The sequence below is a fragment of the Burkholderia sp. 22088 genome, from assembly GCF_052045915.1.
Taxonomy (GTDB): domain Bacteria; phylum Pseudomonadota; class Gammaproteobacteria; order Burkholderiales; family Burkholderiaceae; genus Burkholderia; species Burkholderia cepacia.
Genome location: NZ_JBQEPY010000005.1, coordinates 188,026 through 206,405 on the forward strand (window position 1 = coordinate 188,026; position 18,380 = coordinate 206,405).

Below are 18,380 nucleotides of genomic sequence, written 5' to 3' on the forward strand. Positions count from 1 at the left end.
CGTGCGGCGCCTAGTCGAGCGTGCGCCGGTAGAAGCGCAACGCGATGCCCATCACGACGACGGTGAACAGCGCGACCGGCCACACGGATGGCCACAGGTCGTTCCAGCCGTTCCCTTTCAGCAGGATGCCGCGCACGAGGCGGTTGAAGTAGGTGAGCGGCAGCAGGTTGCCGATGAACTGCGCCCACTTCGGCATCCCGGCGAACGGGAACATGAAGCCCGACAGCAGGATGTTCGGCAGGAAGTAGAACACCGCGAGCTGCATCGCCTGCAACTGGTTCTGCGCGAGCGACGACAACGTGATGCCGACGGTCAGGTTCGCGGCGATGAACAGCAGCGCGGACAGGTAGATCGCGAACGCGCCGCCGACGAACGGCACCTCGAACACGAAGCGGGCGGCCGCGAGAATGATCGACACCTGGATCAGCCCGATCAGCACGTACGGGACGATCTTGCCCGTCATCACCTCGAGTGGCCGCACGGGCGTCGCGAGCAGGTTCTCCATCGTGCCGCGCTCGCGTTCGCGCGTGATCGCGAGGCCCGTCATCATCACCATCGTCATCGTCAGGATCACGCCCATCAGGCCCGGTACGACGTTGTACTGCGTGATGCCCTCGGGGTTGTAGAGCCGGTGCAGCACGACGTCGAAGGCGGCCGGACGGCCGTTCAGGTGCGCGAGCGGGCCGGTCAGATCCTTGTCCGCGACCGGCTGCACGAGGCCGGCGAGCGCGCCGATCGCCGACGCGGTTGCGACGGGATCGGTCGCGTCCGCCTCGACGAGCAGCGACGGACGTTCGCCGCGCAGCAGCCGGCGCGAGAAATCGGCCGGCACGTTCAATACGAACAGCACGTCGCCGCGCGCGAGCGCACGCTGGCCGGCCGCTTCGTCGGGCAGCGTCCCGACGATATCGAAGTACGCGGAGTTGCGCATCGCGGCGACGAAGCTCCGCGCGAACGGGCTCGTGTCGGCGACAATCACCGCGGTCGGCAGGTGCTTCGGATCGGTGTTGATCGCGAAGCCGAACAGCGAGAGCTGGATGATCGGCACGCCGACGATCATCGCGAACGTCACGCGGTCGCGGCGCAGCTGCAGGAATTCCTTCAGCACGATGCTCCACCAGCGCGCGACCGAGAACGCATCGCGCAAGCGCGCCCACGCGTTCATGACGACGCTCCGCCGGGCGGCGCGGATGCGCGGCCCATCATGTAGATGAACACGTCCTCGAGGCCGGTGTCGATCGGCGCGACCTGCAGCGCGGCGGGCCCGCCGGCCTGCGCCGCGACCTGCGCGAGCGTCGCGTCGAGCCGCGCGCGATCGCGGCCGCTCACGTGCAGCGCCGAACCGAACACGACCGTCTGGTCGACGCCCGGCATCGTGCGCAGTCGCGCGGACAATTCGGCCAGGTGGCCGCCGGTGATCGCGCGGGTCGCGAGCCCCTGCGACGCGACGATCTCCGCCGACGTGCCCTGCGCGAGCAGCTCGCCGTACGCGATGTACGCGAGCTTGTGGCAGCGTTCGGCTTCGTCCATGTAGTGCGTGCTGACGAGCACCGAGATTCCCTGGGCGGCCAGCCGGTGCAGTTCTTCCCAGAAGTCGCGGCGCGCGGCCGGGTCGACGCCGGCCGTGGGCTCGTCGAGCAGCAGCAGGGCCGGCTCGTGCAGCATGCAGGCGGCCAGCGCGAGGCGCTGCTTCCAGCCGCCCGACAGCGCGCCCGTGAGCTGGTCGGCGCGGCTCGCGAGGCCGAGCCCGTCGAGGGCGCGCGCGACCGCCGCCTTGCGGTCGGGCATCCCGTACACGCGCGCGACGAAATCGAGGTTCTCGCGGATCGACAGGTCTTCCCAGTACGAGAAGCGCTGCGTCATGTAGCCGACGCGCCGCTTGATCTGCGCGCTGTCGCGCACGATGTCGTAGCCGAGGCAGGTGCCGCTGCCCGAGTCGGGCGTGAGCAACCCGCACATCATCCGGATCGACGTGGTCTTGCCGCTGCCGTTCGGCCCGAGAAAGCCGAAGATCTCGCCGCGCGCGACGCGCAGCGACACGTCCTTCACGACATGCTTGTCGCCGAAACGCTTGTTCAGGCGAACGACGTCGATCGCGTACGGGGCGGAGGGCGCGTTCACGGCACCCTCACGGCGACGGGCTGGCCCGGATGCAGCTTCGGCGCGTCGGCCACGGCCGGGCGCGCCTCGATCATGAACACGAGCTTGGTCCGGCTCTCGTTGCTGTAGATCACGGGCGGCGTGTATTCGGCCTCGCTCGACACGTAGGTGATGTGCGCGGGCACGTCGGCCGCACAGCCGTCGCAGTGGATCGCGACGGTGCGCCCCGGTGCGAGCGATGCGATGGCGGCCTCGGGCACGAAGAAGCGCACCTTCAGGTTTTGCGGCGGCAGCATCTGCACGACCGGATTGCCGGCCTGCACCCATTCGCCGACACGGTACAGCGTGTCGTACACGCGCCCGGCGGCGGGGGCGGCGACGCGCTTCTGGTCGAGCTTCCACTGCGCTTCGGCCACGGCCGCCTGCGCGGCGTCAACCTGCGCGGCCTGCGCGGCGACCTGCTGCGCACGGCCCGGCAGGCGCGCGACGTCGACCTGTTTCTGCAGTTCGCGCATCTGCGCGGCGGTGGTTTGCGCGGACGTGCGCGAATCGTCGAGCTGCTGCTTCGACAGGCCGCCGGCCGCGTACTGGCGTTCGTCGCGCGCCAGTTGCGCGGCGGCCCGCGCGGCCTGCGCGGTGGCCTGGGCGAGCTGCGCCTGCGTGACCGCGATTTCCGGCGGGCGCTTGCCCGTCCGCAGGTCGGCAAGCTGCGCGCGGGCGGCCGCGAGCTGGTGCTGCGCCTGCAACAGCGCGGCGGTTTCGCTGACGGCCTCGAGCGAGAAGGCGGGCGCGCCGGCGGCGAGGGTCTGGCCGCGCGCGACCGGCAGCTGCGTCAGCGTGCCCGATTGCGACGACGACAGGTACACGAATTCGCCTTCGACGTAGCCCTGGTAGGTCGTGCCGTTGTCGGCCGGGCGTCCGCAGCCGGCGAGCACGGCGATTGCGGCGACCGCGGCAACCGCGGCGACCGTCGCCAGCGGCAGTGCGCGGCGCGGGTTCATGACGGCCTCCGTGGCGAGCGGGCCCGTGCGCGACGCGCGGGGGCGGGCGGCTGCATGCCGGAACCGAGCAGCGCGCGGACGTGCCGGTGCAGCACGTCGCGGTCGATCGGCGGCATGCCGCGCGCGCTTTGCCACAGTTTCGCGGTCGCGAGCGGCAGCATCACCAGCGCGACGATCGAATGGAACAGGAACGCGGGTTCGAGCGCGGGGTTCAGCGTGCCGGCCTGCTGCGCGCTGCGGATGCGTTCGGCGAAGCGCCCGACATGATCGAGCGGAATGCGCCGGACCATCCGTTCGCGCAGCAGCCCGCCTTCGTGGACGATCTCGCGCAGCCAGATCGACGGCAGCCACGGCATGCGGTGCGTGACGTCGAAGAAGCGGTCGACGAGTTCGCCGACGAGCGCGAACGGATCGTCGTCGATCCGCGGCTCGGTCGGTCGCCACACGAACGCGATCGCCTGTGCGAGCCGTTCCTCGACGATCGCGTCGAGCAACCGCTCGCGATTCGTGAAGTAGTAGTGGACCATCGCCGACGTGACGCCTGCGGCGGCGGCGATCTGCGCGACGGTCGTCGCGGCGATGCCGCGCTCGGCGAACAGCTGCATCGCGACGTCGAGCATGTGGTCGCGCAGGTCGAAATCGTCGACCGACGGGCGGCGCCCGCGCGGCCTGGCGACGGTGGATTTCGCGTTCATGAAATCGACGCTAATTGATGAGTTAGTTAATTTCAAGGAAGGGTTTTCGACCGGGTTGATCGAGATCAGGCGAGCGTCGAACGGGGGCGCGGGCGGGCCGGGATGTGGCGCGGCGCGGTGGGGTGCGGCAAGCGGGCAGCGGAGTGTAGGGAGCGGCTAATGCGGAAACGGCGGAGAAACGGCAGAGAAACGCCGAGGGAAAACCGGCGGGGAGCGGCGGGGCTCAGTAAGCGAAACGGCGGCGAACCCGGTCGCGCAGCGGGCGCACATGCCTCGACAACGGCACGCGCCCCGGCAAGCGCTTACTGATCGATCGGCGACGTCAGCGGCACGTGTTCGCCGGTCAGCCCGAACACGACGATCTGCGCGGGTTCGGTCGCGCTCGCGTTGCGCGACACCTGGTGGCGCGAGCCGGGCGCCTCGTACCAGCCTTCGCCGGCGCGGTAGCGGTGCAGCGGGCCGCCGTTCACCTGCGACAGCACCTCGCCTTTCGACACGACCGCGAACACCGAGCCGAGGTGCCGATGGGCTTCCGACGCCTGGCCGGGCGCATAGTCGACGGTCGCGACGACCGCGAGCTTGCCGGGCGCTTCCGGCACGGCCTGCTGCATGATCGTGTGCACGTTGTCGCCGGTGTCGTGCGCATGGGCGGCGGCCGGCGGCAGCGCGGCCGCGGCCGCGAGCCATGCGCCGAGGGCGGCGCGACGGAGCGTGGCGTACGTCATCGTCATCTCCTTACTCGGGCATCTTGCGGAACGCGATCGCGAAGCGGTTCCACGTGTTGATCGTCGCGATCAGCATCGACAGGTCGAACAGTTCCTCGTCGGTGAAATGCGGCTTCACGGCCTCCCAGACGGCGTCGGGCACGTGGTTGTCGGCCACCAGCGTCAGCGCCTCGGTCCATTCCAGCGCCGCGCGTTCGCGCTCGGTGAAGAACGGCGTTTCGCGCCACACGACGACGGTCGCGAGACGGCGGTCGGTTTCGCCGTCCTTGCGTGCGTCGGTCGTGTGCATGTCGACGCAGAACGCGCAGCCGTTGATCTGCGACGCGCGCAGGCGGACGAGTTCGGCGAGCGGCTTCTCGATCGAGCTTTTCGCGATGAAGTCCTCGGCGTTGCGCATCACCTTGATGGCGTTCGGGCTGGCGGTATAGAAGTTCAGGCGCGGTTGCATGGCAGGTCCTTTTTCGGTTGGAGCGCACGGTGGCGCGACAGGACCCACTTTAGGGCGCAAGCTGGCCTGCTTGAATGGCCAATTTTGAGAAAATTCAGGTAACCAGTGCAGGGCCGCCGATGCTGCCCGAACCCAGCAGGCCGGCGAGCTTCGCAAGCGCCGTGTCGATGCGCAGCGCGTCGATCCCGCCATAGCCGAACAGCAGCCCCGCACTGACCGGCACGCCGATGTGGAATGCCGAGATGCCGTACAGGCCGATGTCCTGCGCGCGGGCGGCGCGGACGAGTGCCGCCTCGTCGAGCCCCGGCTTCAGGCGGGCGGCGAGGTGGATGCCGGCGGTCGGCACGATCGCGTCGAACCACGGCGCGAGTTCGCCGCGCAGATGCGCGATCAACATCTTGCGACGCGCGTCGTAGTGCTTCTGCACGCGCTTCAGGTGCCGTGCGAAGTCGCCTTCGAGCATGAAGCGGGCGAGCGCCGCCTGCGTCAGCGTGCAGGTGTGCCAGTCGACGATCTGCTTCGCCTTCGCCAGTGCGCCGCGCAGCGCGCGCGGCGGAATCGCGTAGCCGATCCGCAGCTCCGGAAAGATCGTCTTCGAGAAGGTGCCGACATATGCGACGAGGCCCGTGCGGTCGAGGCTCTTCAGCGACTCCACCGGCCGGCCCTCGAAGCGGAACTCGCCGTCGTAATCGTCCTCGATGATGACGGCGCGGCGGCGCTGCGCCCATTCGAGCAGCGCGACGCGCCGGTCCAGCGTCATCGGCATCCCGAGCGGGAACTGATGCGACGGCGTCACGTAGACGAGGCGCGCGTCGTCGGGCAACCGTTCCGTGACCAGGCCGTGCGCGTCGACCGGCACGCCGATCACCGTCGCACCGAGCGACGCGAACGCGGCACGCGCGGGCGGATAGCCGGGATCTTCGACCGCGACCACATCGCCGGGCCGCACGACGACGCGGGCGATCAGGTCGAGCGCCTGTTGCGCGCCTTGCGTGACGAGCACATCGTCCCAGCCGCACGCGACCGCGCGGCTGAACGCGACGTAACGCGCGATCGCCCCGCGCAACTGCGGATCGCCGGCCGGGTCGTGATACTGGGCGGGGCCGCGCATCTGCTGGCGCAGCGCGTGATGCAGGCAGCGCCGCCACGCGTCGAACGGGAACAGCGTCTTGTCGGTCACGCCGCCGCGGAAGTCGAAGCCGGGCGCATCGTGCTGTATGGGCATCGCGAGCGCGTCGGGCAGGTCGTTCCACAGCGCGCGGGCATCGACCGCGTCGACGCGCGGCGTGCCGTCGACGAGCGACGGCGCGGACATGGACGCGGCGTGCGGCACGCGCGCGAGGCCGTCGGCGACGAACGTGCCGTCGCCCGCGCGGGTATTCAGGTAGCCCTCGGCCACCAGGCGCTCGAACGCGTCGAGCGTCGTCTTGCGCGAGACGCCGAGCTGTTTCGCGAGGTCGCGCGTCGACGGCAGCCGCGCGCCGCCGGCGAGGCGCCCGTCGACGATCGCGGTGCGCAGTTGCCGGAAGATCTGCCCCGTCAGGTCGTGACGGCCTTCGATGCGGATCGCGATGTCCATCGCAGTGGTTACCTCGATTGCCATGATTTCGAGTCGACCAGCATACCGGAAGCCAGTCGCGGCGGCATGGTGCGGGCTGCGTGGCGGCGTGACGGAATGCCTGTACCGGCCGCCGGAGCGCAAGGAATCGCGCGGAAGCCGGCCGAACCGGCCGGGCGGGATACGCGCGTGACCGGCACGATCGGCACGACCGGCCCGCATCGCCCGATTGGACCTTGGCCCGCCGCTGCCTTACGATCCACGACAACCCCACACCGGAGCCACCCCATGCTGTCCGAAGACGAACTTGCGCTGCTCGACGCGATCCGCGCCACCGGCAGCCTGTCGCGGGCGGCCGCGCGGCTCGGCAAGGCGCCGTCGACGGTGTCGCACGCGGCGCGCCAGCTCGAAACGCGCTTCGACGCGCTGCTGTTCGACCGGCGCGGCTACCGGCTGCAGCTCACGCCGGCCGGACAGCTGCTGACCGACGAGGCGGCGCGGCTGGCGCTGGACGTCGCGCGGCTGACGCAGCGCGTGCGGCAGGTCGCGAGCGGCTGGGAGGACCGGCTGTGGATCGTCAGCGACGAGGTGCTGGAGTTCGACACGCTGTTGCCCGTCGTCCACGCGTTCGATGCGCTCGATTCGGGCGTGTCGTTGCGTTTCACGCACGAAGTGCTCGGCGGTACCTGGGAAGCGCTGCGCGACGGCCGTGCGGACCTGGTGGTCGGCGCGACCAACGAGCCGCCGGCGATTCCCGGCTTCAAGTGGTTCGAGCTGGGGGCGATCGAGTGGGTGTTCGCGGTATCGCCGCGCCATCCGCTGGCCGCCGTGAGCGGCGCATTGACGCGAGATGCGATCGGCGCGCACCGGGCGGTCGTCGTCGCCGATTCGTCGCGGCGCGCGGCCGGCCGCGCGTATGGCCTGCTCGGCGGGCAGGCCGTGCTGGCGGTGCCGTCGATGCGCGCGAAGATCCTCGCGCAGCGCGACGGGCTCGGCGTCGGCTGGGTGCCGCGCCGGCGCGTGGCGTCGCTGCTGGCGCGCGGCGAGCTCGTGGAAAGACAGACGGCCGATCCGCGCGAGCCGAACCGGCTGTATGTCGCGTGGCACGGCGACCGGGACGGCCGGGCGCTGCAATGGTGGCTCGAGCAATTGCGCGAACCGAGGCTCGCGCAGCGGCTGCTCGACGGGATCGACGTGGCCGGCTGACGCGGCGCGGAACAGCGCGACCGAACCCGCCCGCGCAAACACGTTCGACGATTTCGAACGTGTTCGTCGCGCCCGTCGTACGGCAAGGCCGGGCGCGGCGCGCATCCTGTGTCCACGGTCAACTCACCGGTTCACAGGAGAACATCATGCAACGCTTCGAAGGAAAGACGGTCCTCGTCACGGGCGGCAACAGCGGTATCGGCCTGGCGGCCGCCAGGGCATTCGCGGCCGAAGGCGCGCGGGTCATCATCACCGGGCGCGATGCGCAGACGCTCGAGGCCGCGCGGCAAACGCTCGGCGCGGATGCGCTCGCGATCCGCAACGAGGCCGGCAGCGTCGCGTCGGCCCGCGCGCTGGCCGATGCGATCGCGTCGGCGGGGGCGCGGCTCGACGCCGTGTTCATCAACGCGGGCGTCGCGAAACTCGCGCCGTTCGCCGACAGCGACGAGGCCATGTGGGATCTCGTGTTCAACACCAACGTGAAGGGCGCGTATTTCCAGATCCAGTCGCTGGTGCCGCTGCTGAACCGTGGCGCGTCGATCGTGATCAACGGCTCGATCAACGCGCACATCGGGATGCCCGGCTCGTCGGTGTACGCGGCGAGCAAGGCGGCCGTCAATTCGTTCGCGAAGACGCTGTCGACGGAACTGCTGCCGCACGGCGTGCGCGTGAACGTCGTGAGCCCGGGGCCCGTGCAGACGCCGCTCTACGGCAAGCTCGGGTTCGACGCGGCCACGCTCGACGAGACGGCCGACAAGATCAAGGGCCTCGTTCCGATCGGCCGGTTCGGCACGCCGGACGAGATCGCGTCGACGGTGCTGCACCTCAGCGCGCCGGAATCCGCGTTCATCGTCGGCGCGGAGATCATCGCGTCGGGCGGGATGGGCTTGCTCTGATCGGCGAGGCCCCGGCGGGGGCTGCAACCGCCCGGCGTTGCGCCGGGCGGACAGCCCCCGTCATCGGCGGACGGATTGCATCTATCGCGCCGCACAGGCGTCGTGCCTGTCGCCGCCGGCTTCGAGCTGCGTCACCGTGAGCCCGGAGAACGTCGCGCGGCCGTGCTCGGCGAATACGGCGACGCGGTCCGCGTCGGGCGGCGGGAAGATCAGGTCGGTGAGTGCCACGCGGCCGCTGTTCGCGAACACTTCGACCGAGCCGCGATCGACGACGATCTCGAGCCGCAGCCGTCCGTGCTCGAGCGGCAGGTCCACGATGTGTTCGCCGCTGAACGTGCCGGCGAAATTCGCTTCGCCGGAGCGGAAGCGGTCGAGCGTCAGCGTGCGCTTCACGGTGTCGTACACGATCCGGGTGCCGACCGAGCCGTCCGCCGAGCGCCGGACGATCAGGCCGGCACGCGCCGCGTGCCGCGGCTCGAGCGTGACCGTGATGCGCTGGACGGCGCCGCGCGTCGCGGGCGACAGCGCGCGTGTCGCGGAGTCGACCGCGAGGTCGCCTTCGTGTACGGCGGGCCGCCCGTCCGCCCATGCGTCGAACGCGGCGGCCGGCGCGACGACGAGCGTCGGTTCGCCGTCGATCGTTTTCAGCGAGAGTTCACGCGGCAGGGTCATCGCGCCGCGCCACGGCGCGGTCGGCACTTTCGCCGCGTAATCCCAGTTGCTCATCCACGCGATCGCGACCGGCCGTGAGCCGGGCGCGCCCGAGAAGGTGCCGGCTGCGTAGAAATCCGCGCCATGGTCGACCCAGTGGAATTGCGCGGGATCGGAACCGGCGGGGGCGACGCGATCCGGCGTAAACGTGCGGCCGTCGAAGTGGCCGACGAAATACATCGCGCCCGAGCCGCCGGCGATCGACCACGGGTTGACGTTGACGATCATGACCCACCGTGTTTGTGCGGGGTCGCCGTCGAGCGGCAGCGGCACGAGGTCGGGCATTTCCCACAGCGCGCCGTCGTGCGGCACGCCCGGCCGCGTGAAATCGCTCAGGAAATTCCAGTGGATCAGGTCGTCCGAGCGATAGAGCTTCACGACGTGCGCATCGGCGACGACCGTCGTCATCAGCCAGTAGCCGCCCGGCGCATACCACGACACTTTCGGATCGCGAAATTGCTTCGATTCCGGGTCGAGCGTCAGCACCGGATTGCGTGCGTAAGGTTGCCACGTCGCGCCGTGATCGAGGCTGTACGCGAGCGACTGCGCCTGAACGCCCGGCGCGTGGCCGGAGCCCGCCTTGTACACGCTCGTATAAAGCGCGACGAGCGGCGGGTGGCCGGGCGTGCCCAAGCCGGACGTATTGAGGGTGTCGGCGACGATCGAGCCGGAGAAGATTTCCTCCGTCGCGTTCGCGCGCATCGCGACCGGCTGCTCGTGCCAGTGGACGAGATCGGTGCTCGTCGCGTGGCCCCACGACATGTTGCCCCAGTCGTTGCCGAGCGGATTGTATTGGTAGAACAGGTGATAGCGTCCGTTGTCGTAGACGAGCCCGTTCGGATCGTTCATCCAGTTGCGCTGCGGCGTGTAATGGAGCGCGGGTCGCCATTGCGGGGTGCCGTCGTCAGCCGGCGCGTGGCAGGGCGCGGCAGCGACCTGGGTACAGGCCACGCAGGCGAGCAGCAACCGGGCGATCCGGGCGGAAAAGCGAAAAGACGTCGATATCATGCGGGGTGTCGTGCTTCGCCGTGCAAGGCGGGAAAGAAGGGCGCCTGCCGCTTTCGACGGCGGTGCGCGCAATGGATGGAAGGAAAAAGGTGGAGGCGCGCACGCGACACGCGCGATATGCGCCTCCCTAACCCCGTGCCTTTATCGATGATCGTTATTGTTGGTTATCCCGGCTTCACGGGTTGTGGCCGTCGCCCGTCGCGGGCAGGTTCGCCGGAATGTCGCCGTAGCCGCCGAGCCCGCCGCGGCCATACGTGCGATCGACCGCCGTCGATGTTCCGTTGATGCCGACCTTCACCGTTGGCGCGAGCGTGCCGCCGCGACGCGGGCCGATCGCATCGATGAACGACTCGACGAGGCCGCCCGGCATCACGTAGTGCGAATACGACTGGAATTCGCGCGGGTTCTGGTTGGGATCCTGCGAATACGGTGCACCGGCCGGCGCGGAGAAGTCGGTCGGGTTGCCGAGCACGAGGCCGCTGCCGCCGTTCAGCGGCAGGAAGTCGCTGCGGATGCCGTTGCCGACGAAACCGTACACGCCGTCCGGGCCGTCGACGCCGGCCGCCATCGTCGTGCGGTGGCTGATCGTGAACAGGTAGTACTTGCCGTCCTTCAGGTAGATCTGCGGGCGCTCGGTCTGGTCGTCGACGCAGTTCGCCGACAGGATCGGCGGCAGGAACTTCCATTCGGTCAATTGCGGGTTCGTCGCGACCGCCAGGCCGACATTGGCCTTTTGATACACTGCGCCCGAATTCATCACCGCGTTGAGATCTTCCTTGTACGGATCGTTCGGCGCGTAGCCGAGATCGGCCTCGGTGCAGGTGCGTGCGCCGCGCTGGCCGCCCGTATTGCCTTCGAAGACCATGTAGGTCTTGCCCGGGTGCGCGGGATCGGTGAACACGAACGGATCGCGGAACGAGAAGTAGGTGTTCTGCTGGCCGGTCTGGTAGTAGTTGCCGTCCGGTTGCAGCAGCGCCTTGTGATCGCCGAAGCCGGTGAACCACACGTGCTTGTCGTCGGCGTGGATGTTGCCGTCGGCGCGCGTGATGATCGCCTGCGGCGGCGTGATGTCCGCGCCGCCGGGCGCCGAGCGGTTGAACGACGTCGCGGTGTAGTACAGGCTGACGTTGCTGCCGTTCGTGAGGCGCGCGGAGCCGGACCATTCGGCGTTGTTGGTCATCGGTGCGGTGCCGAATACCCTGGCGCTCGCGCCGTCCGGGAACAGGTGGCCGCCCCAGGTCCAGCCGCCGTTGGCGGGGCGCTGCGACGCGGGGATGCCCGCGCGGCGATAGAAGAAGCCGATGCGGGCGTGGACGTGACGGTCGTCGAACGTGTAGCCCGCGTGCGGATCGGCGGTGAGCGAGAAGATCACCTCCCAGCCCTTGTAGCTGAGCTGGTTCGCGCGCAGGTCGGCCAGCGGCCACGTGTCCCATACCCACACGTTCGAGTTGATCAGCGGGAAATCCTGCGGGATGTCCGGCATCGTCAGCGCTTGCGGCAGCGAGTTCTTGTCGGCGCCGGCGGTGTGCGACTGCGCGACGATCTGGCGGATGTCCGCACGCGTCCAGCGCATCGTGAAGTTGCCTTCGGGATCGTAGGCCTGCTGCGTATGGGGCGTGGGCATGGGCGCGCCCGTGCCGCTGGACTGCGCGTGCGCGACGGACGCGAAGGCGGCAAGTGCGCCGCCAGCGAGGAGCAAACGTTTGGTCGTCGTCGGGCGGAAAAGGGGAAAGTATGTCATCTCGTCGTCGTTTCCTGGAAAGGTCAAAGTGAACGGCTGAGTGGGCATCGATGTCCAAACCGGTTTGGATGCTATTTCAAACCGGTTTGGAACGCAAAAGATATTTAATTGACGGTAATCGTTACCAATTGGAAATAATTACCCGGCCGGTGCATCCCTGTGTTCGGGCGGCCGGGCGGATCGGCGAATGCGAGGAGTGACGGTGAAGGTGAATCTGAAGGCGCTGTCGGACGCGCTCGGGCTGTCGCGGACGACGGTCAGCCGTGCGCTGAACGGCTACGACGACGTCAGCGAGGCGACGCGCGAACGCGTCGCGCGAGCTGCACGGGAAATGGGCTATGTGGCGGACCCGACCGCGCGCCGGCTGGCGACCGGTCGGGCCGACATGATCGGGATCGTTTATCCGTTCGGCGCGGGCGATCTCGGCGATCCGCGTTTCGGCGAGGTCGTCGCGGGCATCACCGAGCGGCTCGCGGAACGCAATCTCGATTTCATCATCGCGTCGGCGCGGCCGAACGCGGAACTGGACACCTATCGGCGCATCGTCGAAGGCAAACTCGTCGACGGCCTGATCGTCGCGCGAACGCTGGTCGACGATCCGCGCATCGCGTACCTGCAGGCGAGCGCGTTTCCGTACGTGGCCTACGGCCGGACCCGGATGGCCGAGCCGTACGCGTGGTTCGACTTCGACAACGAAGCGGGCGCGCGGGACGCGGTGCGCCGGCTGACGGGTTTCGGGCACCGGCGCATTGCGATGATCAGCGCGCCGCTTGCCCTGAATTTCGCCGCGCAGCGCCGTGCAGGTTATCTGTCGGCACTGCGCGAAGCCGGCATCGAGCCGGATCCGGCGCTGCTCGTCGAGTGCCCGTTCACGCACGACGGCGGGTTGCAGGCGGTGCGGGCGCTGCTCGCGCGCGCCGAGCGGCCGACGGCGCTGCTGGTCGACAACAATATCGCGGGCGGCGGCGCGTTTCGGGCGCTCGTGGACAGCGGGCTGCGCCTGGGCGAGGACATGTCGCTGATCGTCTACGACGGCGTGCCGCCGGGCCTCGCGCACCCGTATCGCGTGACGGCGGTCGTGCAGCCGACCGGCCACGCATCGGGGCGCTCGCTCGCGGAACTGATGCTGCGCCTGCTGGGCGACGGCGTGCGCGAGCACCGTCTCGAGGCGCCGGCAATCGAGGCGGGCGACACCGACGGTCCGTTGCGCGACCAGCCGGCGCGGTGAAGGCGAGGGGCGCGAGCACCTGCGGACACCGACGGATCGCGTCCCTCGAGAAAGGCCATGACGACGGCAGGGATGATTGCCCGACTACTAGACGACCGGTCTAATCCGCGACTATCATCCGTCCTCGTGAATGCGGCGACGTCCGTGGCGCAGGCAAGCAAGGCGCGAAAATGCCATCTCGCGCCGTGGTGCTGGTAGCGCGGCGAGACGCCGTCGTTTTATTTTCGAATGTTCTAGACGACTGGTCTAATAGGCGCATGCTGCATTCGGATACGCGGGTCGCACGATGACGCGTCACAGCTGACTAACGGACAGGCGCGGACAGGCGCGCCGCGCCGGCCGGTTTTCTGGATCATGCGGCCCCGTTTCCGTCAACTTTTCGAAGGAGTGTCCGATCATGAAGATTCTGGTTGTCCTGACCTCGCACGACACGCTCGGCGACACCGGCAAGAAGACCGGCTTCTGGCTCGAGGAACTGGCCGCGCCGTACTACGTGTTCAAGGATGCGGGCGTCGAGCTGACGCTCGCGTCGCCGAAGGGCGGCCAGCCGCCGCTCGACCCGAAAAGCAGCGATCCGGCCGCCCAGACCGACGCGACGCGCCGCTTCGAAGCCGATGCGGCGGCCAAGGCCGAACTGGCGTCGACGCGCAAGCTGGCCGACGTGTCCGTGGACGACTACGACGCCGTGTTCTACCCCGGCGGCCACGGCCCACTGTGGGATCTCGCCGAGGATCTGCATTCGATCGGCCTGATCGAGCGCGCGCTGGCGGCCGGCAAGCCGGTGGCGGCCGTCTGCCACGCGCCGGGCGTGCTGCGTCACGTGAAGAATCCGCAGACCGGCGAATCGGTCGTGCGCGGCAAGCGCGTGACGGGCTTCACCAACAGCGAGGAAGCGGCCGTCGAACTGACGGAAGTCGTGCCGTTCCTCGTCGAGGACATGCTGAAGACCAACGGCGCGCAATTCGAACGCAGCGCCGACTGGGCGCCGCATATCGTCACCGACGGGCTGCTGATCACGGGGCAGAACCCCGCGTCGTCGGCGCCCGCCGCCGAGGCGCTGCTCGCGCAACTCGGCCGCCGTTGAGCCGATGGCGCCGGCCGGGCCGGCGCCGCACCGTATCCGTCGTCGGGCGCAAGCCGTCCGGCGACGGCCCGAATCGTTCCGTCGTGCGCACCGCACGGCGCGTTTCCCGTCGTTTTGCAGAACCAAGCAAAGGAGCCGTGGATGTCTGCCCTGTTCGAACCGTTCAAACTCAAGGATGTCACGCTGCGCAACCGTATCGCGGTGCCGCCGATGTGCCAGTACGTCGCCGAGGACGGCGTCGTCAACGACTGGCATCACGTGCATCTGGCCGGCATCGCGCGCGGCGGCGCGGGCCTCGTGATCGCCGAGGCGACGGCCGTGTCGCCGGAAGGGCGCATCACGCCGGGTTGCGCGGGACTGTGGACCGATGCGCAGGCCGCAGCGTTCGCGCCGTCGGTCGCGGCGATCAAGGCGGCCGGCGCGGTGCCCGGCATCCAGATCGCGCATGCGGGCCGCAAGGCGAGCGCGAACCGCCCGTGGGAAGGCGACGACCATATCGCCGACGGCGATCCGCGCGGCTGGCAGACCATCGCCCCGTCGGCCGTGCCGTTCGGCGCGCACCTGCCGAAAGTGCCGCGTGAAATGACGCACGACGACATCGCCCGCGTGCAGGCCGATTTCGTCGCCTCGGCGAAGCGTGCGCGCGATCTCGGCTTCGAATGGCTCGAATTGCACTTTGCGCACGGTTATCTCGGCCAGAGCTTCTTCTCGGTGCATTCGAACCACCGCACCGACGAATATGGCGGCTCGGCCGAGAATCGCGGCCGCTTCCTCGTCGACACGCTCGCGGCCGTGCGCAAGGTCTGGCCCGAGCACCTGCCGCTGACCGCGCGCCTGGGCGTGATCGAATACGACGGCCGCGACGAAGAGACGCTCGCCGAGTCGATCGCGCTCACGCAGCGGATGAAGCGGGAAGGGCTCGACATGCTGAGCGTGTCGGTCGGCTTCTCGACGCCCGCCGCGCAGATTCCGTGGGGTCCGGCGTTCCTCGCGCCGATCGCCGAGCGCGTGCGCCGCGAGGCCGGGCTGCCGGTGTCGTCCGCATGGGGGATCGACACGCCGCAACTGGCGAACCGCGTGGTGGCCGAAGCGCAGCTCGATCTCGTGATGGTCGGGCGCGCGCACCTGGCCGATCCGCACTGGCCGTACTACGCGGCCAGGCAGCTCGGCGTCGAGCGTCCGTCGTGGACGCTGCCCGCGCCGTACGCGCACTGGCTCGAGCGCTACCGGATCGCCGACAAGGCGGCCTGAGCCGCCTTGACGACACGGCGCGCGCATCTTGCGCGTCGGCGATCCGGCGCCGATGGATAGAATGGCGGTTCATGCAGGCCGGTTGCCTGCGCGAACCGCCATTTTTCATTTCGACAGAGGTGCCATGGGCGCACACGTCCCGTCGTCTCACGACCCCGCCGCACGGCCGCGCGCGCAGCAGGTTGCCCGCGTCGTGCTGTATGCGGCGCTGCTGGTGCTCGCGCTGTGGATCATCCGCGACTTCATTCCCGCCATCGCATGGGCCTGCGTGATCGCCATCGCGATGTGGCCGCTGCTCAAATGCTTCGAATCGCACCGGCTGTTCCGTGACCGGCCGACGCTGATCGCGACCGTCATCACGGCCGCGATCTCGCTGCTCGTCGTGCTGCCGATCGCGGTCGCGGCCGTCCAGGCGATCGGGCAGGCGCACGACCTGCGCGAGTGGCTGAAGTCGGTCCAGGACAGCGGCATTCCGTTGCCGGACGTCGTCAGCCGGCTGCCTTACGGTTCGGCTCAGATCACCGAATGGTGGCAGGCCAATCTCGGCCATCCGCTGCATCCGGCCAGCGCGATGCACGGCGTCAACAGCGAGAAATTCCTCGCGTTCGGGCGGCAGTTCGGCACGAAGCTCGCGCATGTGCTGCTCGAGTTCGGCTTCATGCTCGTCACGCTGTTCGTGATCCTGCGTGCGGGCCACAAGCTGTCGGGCGCATTGCTGCAGGGCGCGCGGCGCGCGTTCGGGCACAACGGCGCGGAACTGATCGACCGGATGGTCAAGGCCGTGTACGGCACGGTGACGGGGCTCGTCGTCGTCGGGCTCGGCGAGGGTGCGCTGCTCGGCATCGCGTATGCGCTGGCCGGCGTCCCGCATGCGGCGCTGCTCGGCCTCGTCACGGCGATTGCCGCGATGCTGCCGTTCTGCGCGCCGATCGTGTTCTGCGGCGCGGCGCTCTGGCTGTTCGTGCAGGGTGCGACGGTGTGGGCCGTCGTAGTGGCCGTGCTCGGTTTCGTCGTCGTGTTCGTCGCCGAGCATTTCGTGCGGCCGGTGCTGATCGGCAGCTCGGCGCGGCTGCCGTTCCTGCTGGTGCTGTTCGGCATCCTCGGCGGCGCCGAGACGTTCGGCCTGATCGGGCTGTTCGTCGGCCCCGCGCTGATGACTGTGCTGACGATGCTGTGGGCCGAGTGGATCGCGTGACGATGCGCGACGTTATGCCGATTTGACGCATCGGCGCGGCGGGTTCGATGCGCGTGCAAGCATGTGGGGGCTGCAACGACCGGGCTTGCGCGCGGGCATGACATGCAGGGATTCGTATAAAGATCTCTACATTTCTTTTCGATCCGGACCCAAAGGTCGAGTAGCATGGGGCTTTCGATCACGCCGGCATGGCGCAGCAGATTTTCCCAAGCATGCGATTGATTTCGATGGCCCGTCCCGCAGCGACGCTGTCCCTGGCCGCCAGCTGCCTGATGTTGCACGGCTGCGCGTGGTTCGACTCGTGGCTGCCATTTTCGTATTCACGCACGCCGCTCGCGCGGGCCGCCTCGCGGCACGGCGCGACGCGCGCCGATGTCGTCCGCGCGGCCGGCAACCCGCGCAGCGTGTGGATGGTCCGCAACGGCAGCGGCGTCTGCTACAACTACTTCATCGAGCACGGCAACGATCACCGCGAATATTTCGTCGTGTTCGACAGGGCCGGCATCGTCACGCAACACGGCTTCGATTCGTGCATGAACGCCGACCGCAAGGGCACGCTCCAGCCGGGCAAGGCCGCTTCGCGCTAGCGCGGCGGCCGTGCCCGCCCGCCGTCACGCGATCGTGTCGACCACGCCGCCGTCCACCCGCAACGCGGCGCCCGTCGTCGCCGAAGCCTGCGGCGAGCACACGTAGACCACCAGGTTCGCGACTTCCTCGGGCGTCGCCGGCCGCTGGATGATCGAGCTCGAGCGGTGGTTGCGCACGAATTCCACGGCCACGTCTTCCACGCTGCGGCCGGTTTCGTCGGCCGTTTCCTTCAGCAGCGCCCGCACGCCGTCCGACATCGTCGGCCCCGGCAGCACCGAGTTGACGGTCACGTTGGTGCCGGCCGCGAGCTTCGCGAGGCCGCGTGCGATCGACAGCTGCGCGGTTTTCGTGAATCCGTAATGAATCATGTCGACCGGGATGTTCAGGCCCGATTCCGACGAAATGAACACGATGCGGCCGGCATTGCGTTCGATCATCCCCTTCAGGTAATGCCGTGCGAGCCGCACGCCGGACATCACGTTCATCTGGAAGTAATGTTCCCACTCGGCGTCGTCGATCTCGAAGAACGCCTTCAGGCCGTAGATGCCCGCGTTGTTGACGAGGATGTCGGCTGCGGGCGTGTGCTGCGTGATGCGGGCGACACCCGCGGCATCGGAGAGATCGGCCGCGATGCCGTCGAAGCCCGCGTCGGGGACGGCCGCGCGCAGGTGCGCGAGCGCGGACTGCACCGACGCATCGCTGCGGCCGTTGACGACGACGCGCGCACCGGCGCGCGCGAGCCCTTCGGCAATCGCGAGCCCGATGCCGGCGGTGGAGGCGGTGACAACCGCGGTCTTGCCTTTCAGATCGATATGCATGAGCGTGACGGAAGAGGAGTGAACGAAAACCGCCGCGGGCGCCGCGGCGGACGGAATTCAAAGCTTAGGCGAAACGGCGCAATCCCGTATCGAAGCGTGGCGATCCGGTTGCGCGGAGCCGCACAGT

17 protein-coding genes are annotated in these 18,380 nt (G+C 69.0%); 7 read left to right on the forward strand and 10 right to left on the reverse strand.

Annotated elements, in window-relative coordinates:
- Positions 1-10 precede the first annotated feature (10 nt).
- The 7 genes from ACTJLD_RS11595 to pdxR form a co-directional block, all read right to left on the reverse strand.
- Complete coding sequence (locus ACTJLD_RS11595) at positions 11-1,165, reverse strand: ABC transporter permease (RefSeq protein ID WP_321843448.1); 1,155 nt, start codon at positions 1,163-1,165, stop codon at positions 11-13.
- On the reverse strand, positions 1,162-2,121 hold the full coding sequence (locus ACTJLD_RS11600) for an ABC transporter ATP-binding protein (RefSeq protein ID WP_119339013.1): 960 nt from the start codon (positions 2,119-2,121) through the stop codon (positions 1,162-1,164). The genes ACTJLD_RS11595 and ACTJLD_RS11600 overlap by 4 nt, the downstream gene beginning before the upstream one ends.
- The gene (locus ACTJLD_RS11605) at positions 2,118-3,101 is read right to left on the reverse strand and encodes an HlyD family secretion protein (RefSeq protein WP_440658794.1); all 984 of its coding nucleotides are present in this window, start codon (positions 3,099-3,101) and stop codon (positions 2,118-2,120) included. The genes ACTJLD_RS11600 and ACTJLD_RS11605 overlap by 4 nt, the downstream gene beginning before the upstream one ends.
- Positions 3,098-3,796, reverse strand: coding sequence for a TetR/AcrR family transcriptional regulator (locus ACTJLD_RS11610; RefSeq protein WP_060358985.1), 699 nt, complete (start codon positions 3,794-3,796; stop codon positions 3,098-3,100). The genes ACTJLD_RS11605 and ACTJLD_RS11610 overlap by 4 nt, the downstream gene beginning before the upstream one ends.
- Positions 3,797-4,098: 302 nt before the next feature.
- Positions 4,099-4,527: a cupin domain-containing protein gene (locus tag ACTJLD_RS11615; RefSeq protein WP_321909351.1), complete on the reverse strand. Its 429-nt coding sequence runs from the start codon at positions 4,525-4,527 to the stop codon at positions 4,099-4,101.
- A 4-nt stretch (positions 4,528-4,531) separates the two neighbouring features.
- The gene (locus ACTJLD_RS11620; protein WP_021159255.1) at positions 4,532-4,969 is read right to left on the reverse strand and encodes a carboxymuconolactone decarboxylase family protein; all 438 of its coding nucleotides are present in this window, start codon (positions 4,967-4,969) and stop codon (positions 4,532-4,534) included.
- 94 nt (positions 4,970-5,063) lie between these two features.
- Complete coding sequence (gene pdxR, locus ACTJLD_RS11625; RefSeq protein ID WP_226180875.1) at positions 5,064-6,548, reverse strand: MocR-like pyridoxine biosynthesis transcription factor PdxR; 1,485 nt, start codon at positions 6,546-6,548, stop codon at positions 5,064-5,066.
- Positions 6,549-6,815: 267 nt separating this feature from the next.
- On the opposite strand from pdxR, the gene ACTJLD_RS11630 reads away from it, so the two are divergent.
- Together ACTJLD_RS11630 and ACTJLD_RS11635 are read left to right on the forward strand one after the other, a co-directional pair.
- Complete coding sequence (locus ACTJLD_RS11630) at positions 6,816-7,733, forward strand: LysR family transcriptional regulator (protein ID WP_027791471.1); 918 nt, start codon at positions 6,816-6,818, stop codon at positions 7,731-7,733.
- A gap of 146 nt (positions 7,734-7,879) precedes the next feature.
- Complete coding sequence (locus tag ACTJLD_RS11635; RefSeq protein WP_027791472.1) at positions 7,880-8,629, forward strand: SDR family oxidoreductase; 750 nt, start codon at positions 7,880-7,882, stop codon at positions 8,627-8,629.
- Between the two features lie 81 nt (positions 8,630-8,710).
- Here ACTJLD_RS11635 and ACTJLD_RS11640 read toward each other — a convergent pair whose 3' ends face one another.
- Both ACTJLD_RS11640 and ACTJLD_RS11645 read right to left on the reverse strand, forming a co-directional pair.
- On the reverse strand, positions 8,711-10,348 hold the full coding sequence (locus tag ACTJLD_RS11640) for a glycoside hydrolase family 32 protein (RefSeq protein ID WP_440658798.1): 1,638 nt from the start codon (positions 10,346-10,348) through the stop codon (positions 8,711-8,713).
- A 175-nt stretch (positions 10,349-10,523) separates the two neighbouring features.
- Entirely contained in the window at positions 10,524-12,089 is a 1,566-nt protein-coding gene (locus ACTJLD_RS11645) for a glycoside hydrolase family 68 protein (RefSeq protein ID WP_027791474.1), read from the reverse strand.
- 187 nt (positions 12,090-12,276) lie between these two features.
- On the opposite strand from ACTJLD_RS11645, the gene ACTJLD_RS11650 reads away from it, so the two are divergent.
- The 5 genes from ACTJLD_RS11650 to ACTJLD_RS11670 all read left to right on the forward strand — a co-directional run bounded on the left by ACTJLD_RS11650 (position 12,277) and on the right by ACTJLD_RS11670 (position 17,434).
- The gene (locus tag ACTJLD_RS11650) at positions 12,277-13,317 is read left to right on the forward strand and encodes a substrate-binding domain-containing protein (RefSeq protein ID WP_060085197.1); all 1,041 of its coding nucleotides are present in this window, start codon (positions 12,277-12,279) and stop codon (positions 13,315-13,317) included.
- A 397-nt stretch (positions 13,318-13,714) separates the two neighbouring features.
- Positions 13,715-14,401, forward strand: a complete 687-nt coding sequence (locus ACTJLD_RS11655) for a type 1 glutamine amidotransferase domain-containing protein (protein WP_059683383.1) — start codon at positions 13,715-13,717, stop codon at positions 14,399-14,401.
- 141 nt (positions 14,402-14,542) lie between these two features.
- Positions 14,543-15,652 (forward strand): NADH:flavin oxidoreductase/NADH oxidase, encoded by a 1,110-nt coding sequence (locus ACTJLD_RS11660; protein WP_027791477.1) that lies wholly within the window; start codon positions 14,543-14,545, stop codon positions 15,650-15,652.
- A gap of 124 nt (positions 15,653-15,776) precedes the next feature.
- Positions 15,777-16,847: an AI-2E family transporter gene (locus ACTJLD_RS11665; RefSeq protein WP_134255763.1), complete on the forward strand. Its 1,071-nt coding sequence runs from the start codon at positions 15,777-15,779 to the stop codon at positions 16,845-16,847.
- Between the two features lie 212 nt (positions 16,848-17,059).
- Positions 17,060-17,434, forward strand: a complete 375-nt coding sequence (locus ACTJLD_RS11670; RefSeq protein ID WP_049097651.1) for a hypothetical protein — start codon at positions 17,060-17,062, stop codon at positions 17,432-17,434.
- 24 nt (positions 17,435-17,458) lie between these two features.
- Here the strand turns inward: ACTJLD_RS11670 and ACTJLD_RS11675 are convergent, their stop codons facing one another.
- Entirely contained in the window at positions 17,459-18,253 is a 795-nt protein-coding gene (locus tag ACTJLD_RS11675) for an SDR family NAD(P)-dependent oxidoreductase (protein WP_059696233.1), read from the reverse strand.
- Positions 18,254-18,380 lie beyond the last annotated feature (127 nt).

Coding starts and splice junctions, on each gene's coding strand:
- ACTJLD_RS11595 (WP_321843448.1), bottom strand. CDS start 1,165: ATGAACGCGTGGGCGCGCTTGCGCGATGCGTTCTCGGTCGCGCGCTGG.
- ACTJLD_RS11605 (WP_440658794.1), bottom strand. CDS start 3,101: ATGAACCCGCGCCGCGCACTGCCGCTGGCGACGGTCGCCGCGGTTGCC.
- ACTJLD_RS11610 (WP_060358985.1), bottom strand. CDS start 3,796: ATGAACGCGAAATCCACCGTCGCCAGGCCGCGCGGGCGCCGCCCGTCG.
- ACTJLD_RS11615 (WP_321909351.1), bottom strand. CDS start 4,527: ATGACGATGACGTACGCCACGCTCCGTCGCGCCGCCCTCGGCGCATGG.
- ACTJLD_RS11620 (WP_021159255.1), bottom strand. CDS start 4,969: ATGCAACCGCGCCTGAACTTCTATACCGCCAGCCCGAACGCCATCAAG.
- pdxR (WP_226180875.1), bottom strand. CDS start 6,548: ATGGACATCGCGATCCGCATCGAAGGCCGTCACGACCTGACGGGGCAG.
- ACTJLD_RS11630 (WP_027791471.1), top strand. CDS start 6,816: ATGCTGTCCGAAGACGAACTTGCGCTGCTCGACGCGATCCGCGCCACC.
- ACTJLD_RS11635 (WP_027791472.1), top strand. CDS start 7,880: ATGCAACGCTTCGAAGGAAAGACGGTCCTCGTCACGGGCGGCAACAGC.
- ACTJLD_RS11640 (WP_440658798.1), bottom strand. CDS start 10,348: ATGATATCGACGTCTTTTCGCTTTTCCGCCCGGATCGCCCGGTTGCTG.
- ACTJLD_RS11645 (WP_027791474.1), bottom strand. CDS start 12,089: ATGACATACTTTCCCCTTTTCCGCCCGACGACGACCAAACGTTTGCTC.
- ACTJLD_RS11650 (WP_060085197.1), top strand. CDS start 12,277: ATGCGAGGAGTGACGGTGAAGGTGAATCTGAAGGCGCTGTCGGACGCG.
- ACTJLD_RS11655 (WP_059683383.1), top strand. CDS start 13,715: ATGAAGATTCTGGTTGTCCTGACCTCGCACGACACGCTCGGCGACACC.
- ACTJLD_RS11660 (WP_027791477.1), top strand. CDS start 14,543: ATGTCTGCCCTGTTCGAACCGTTCAAACTCAAGGATGTCACGCTGCGC.
- ACTJLD_RS11665 (WP_134255763.1), top strand. CDS start 15,777: ATGGGCGCACACGTCCCGTCGTCTCACGACCCCGCCGCACGGCCGCGC.
- ACTJLD_RS11670 (WP_049097651.1), top strand. CDS start 17,060: ATGCGATTGATTTCGATGGCCCGTCCCGCAGCGACGCTGTCCCTGGCC.
- ACTJLD_RS11675 (WP_059696233.1), bottom strand. CDS start 18,253: ATGCATATCGATCTGAAAGGCAAGACCGCGGTTGTCACCGCCTCCACC.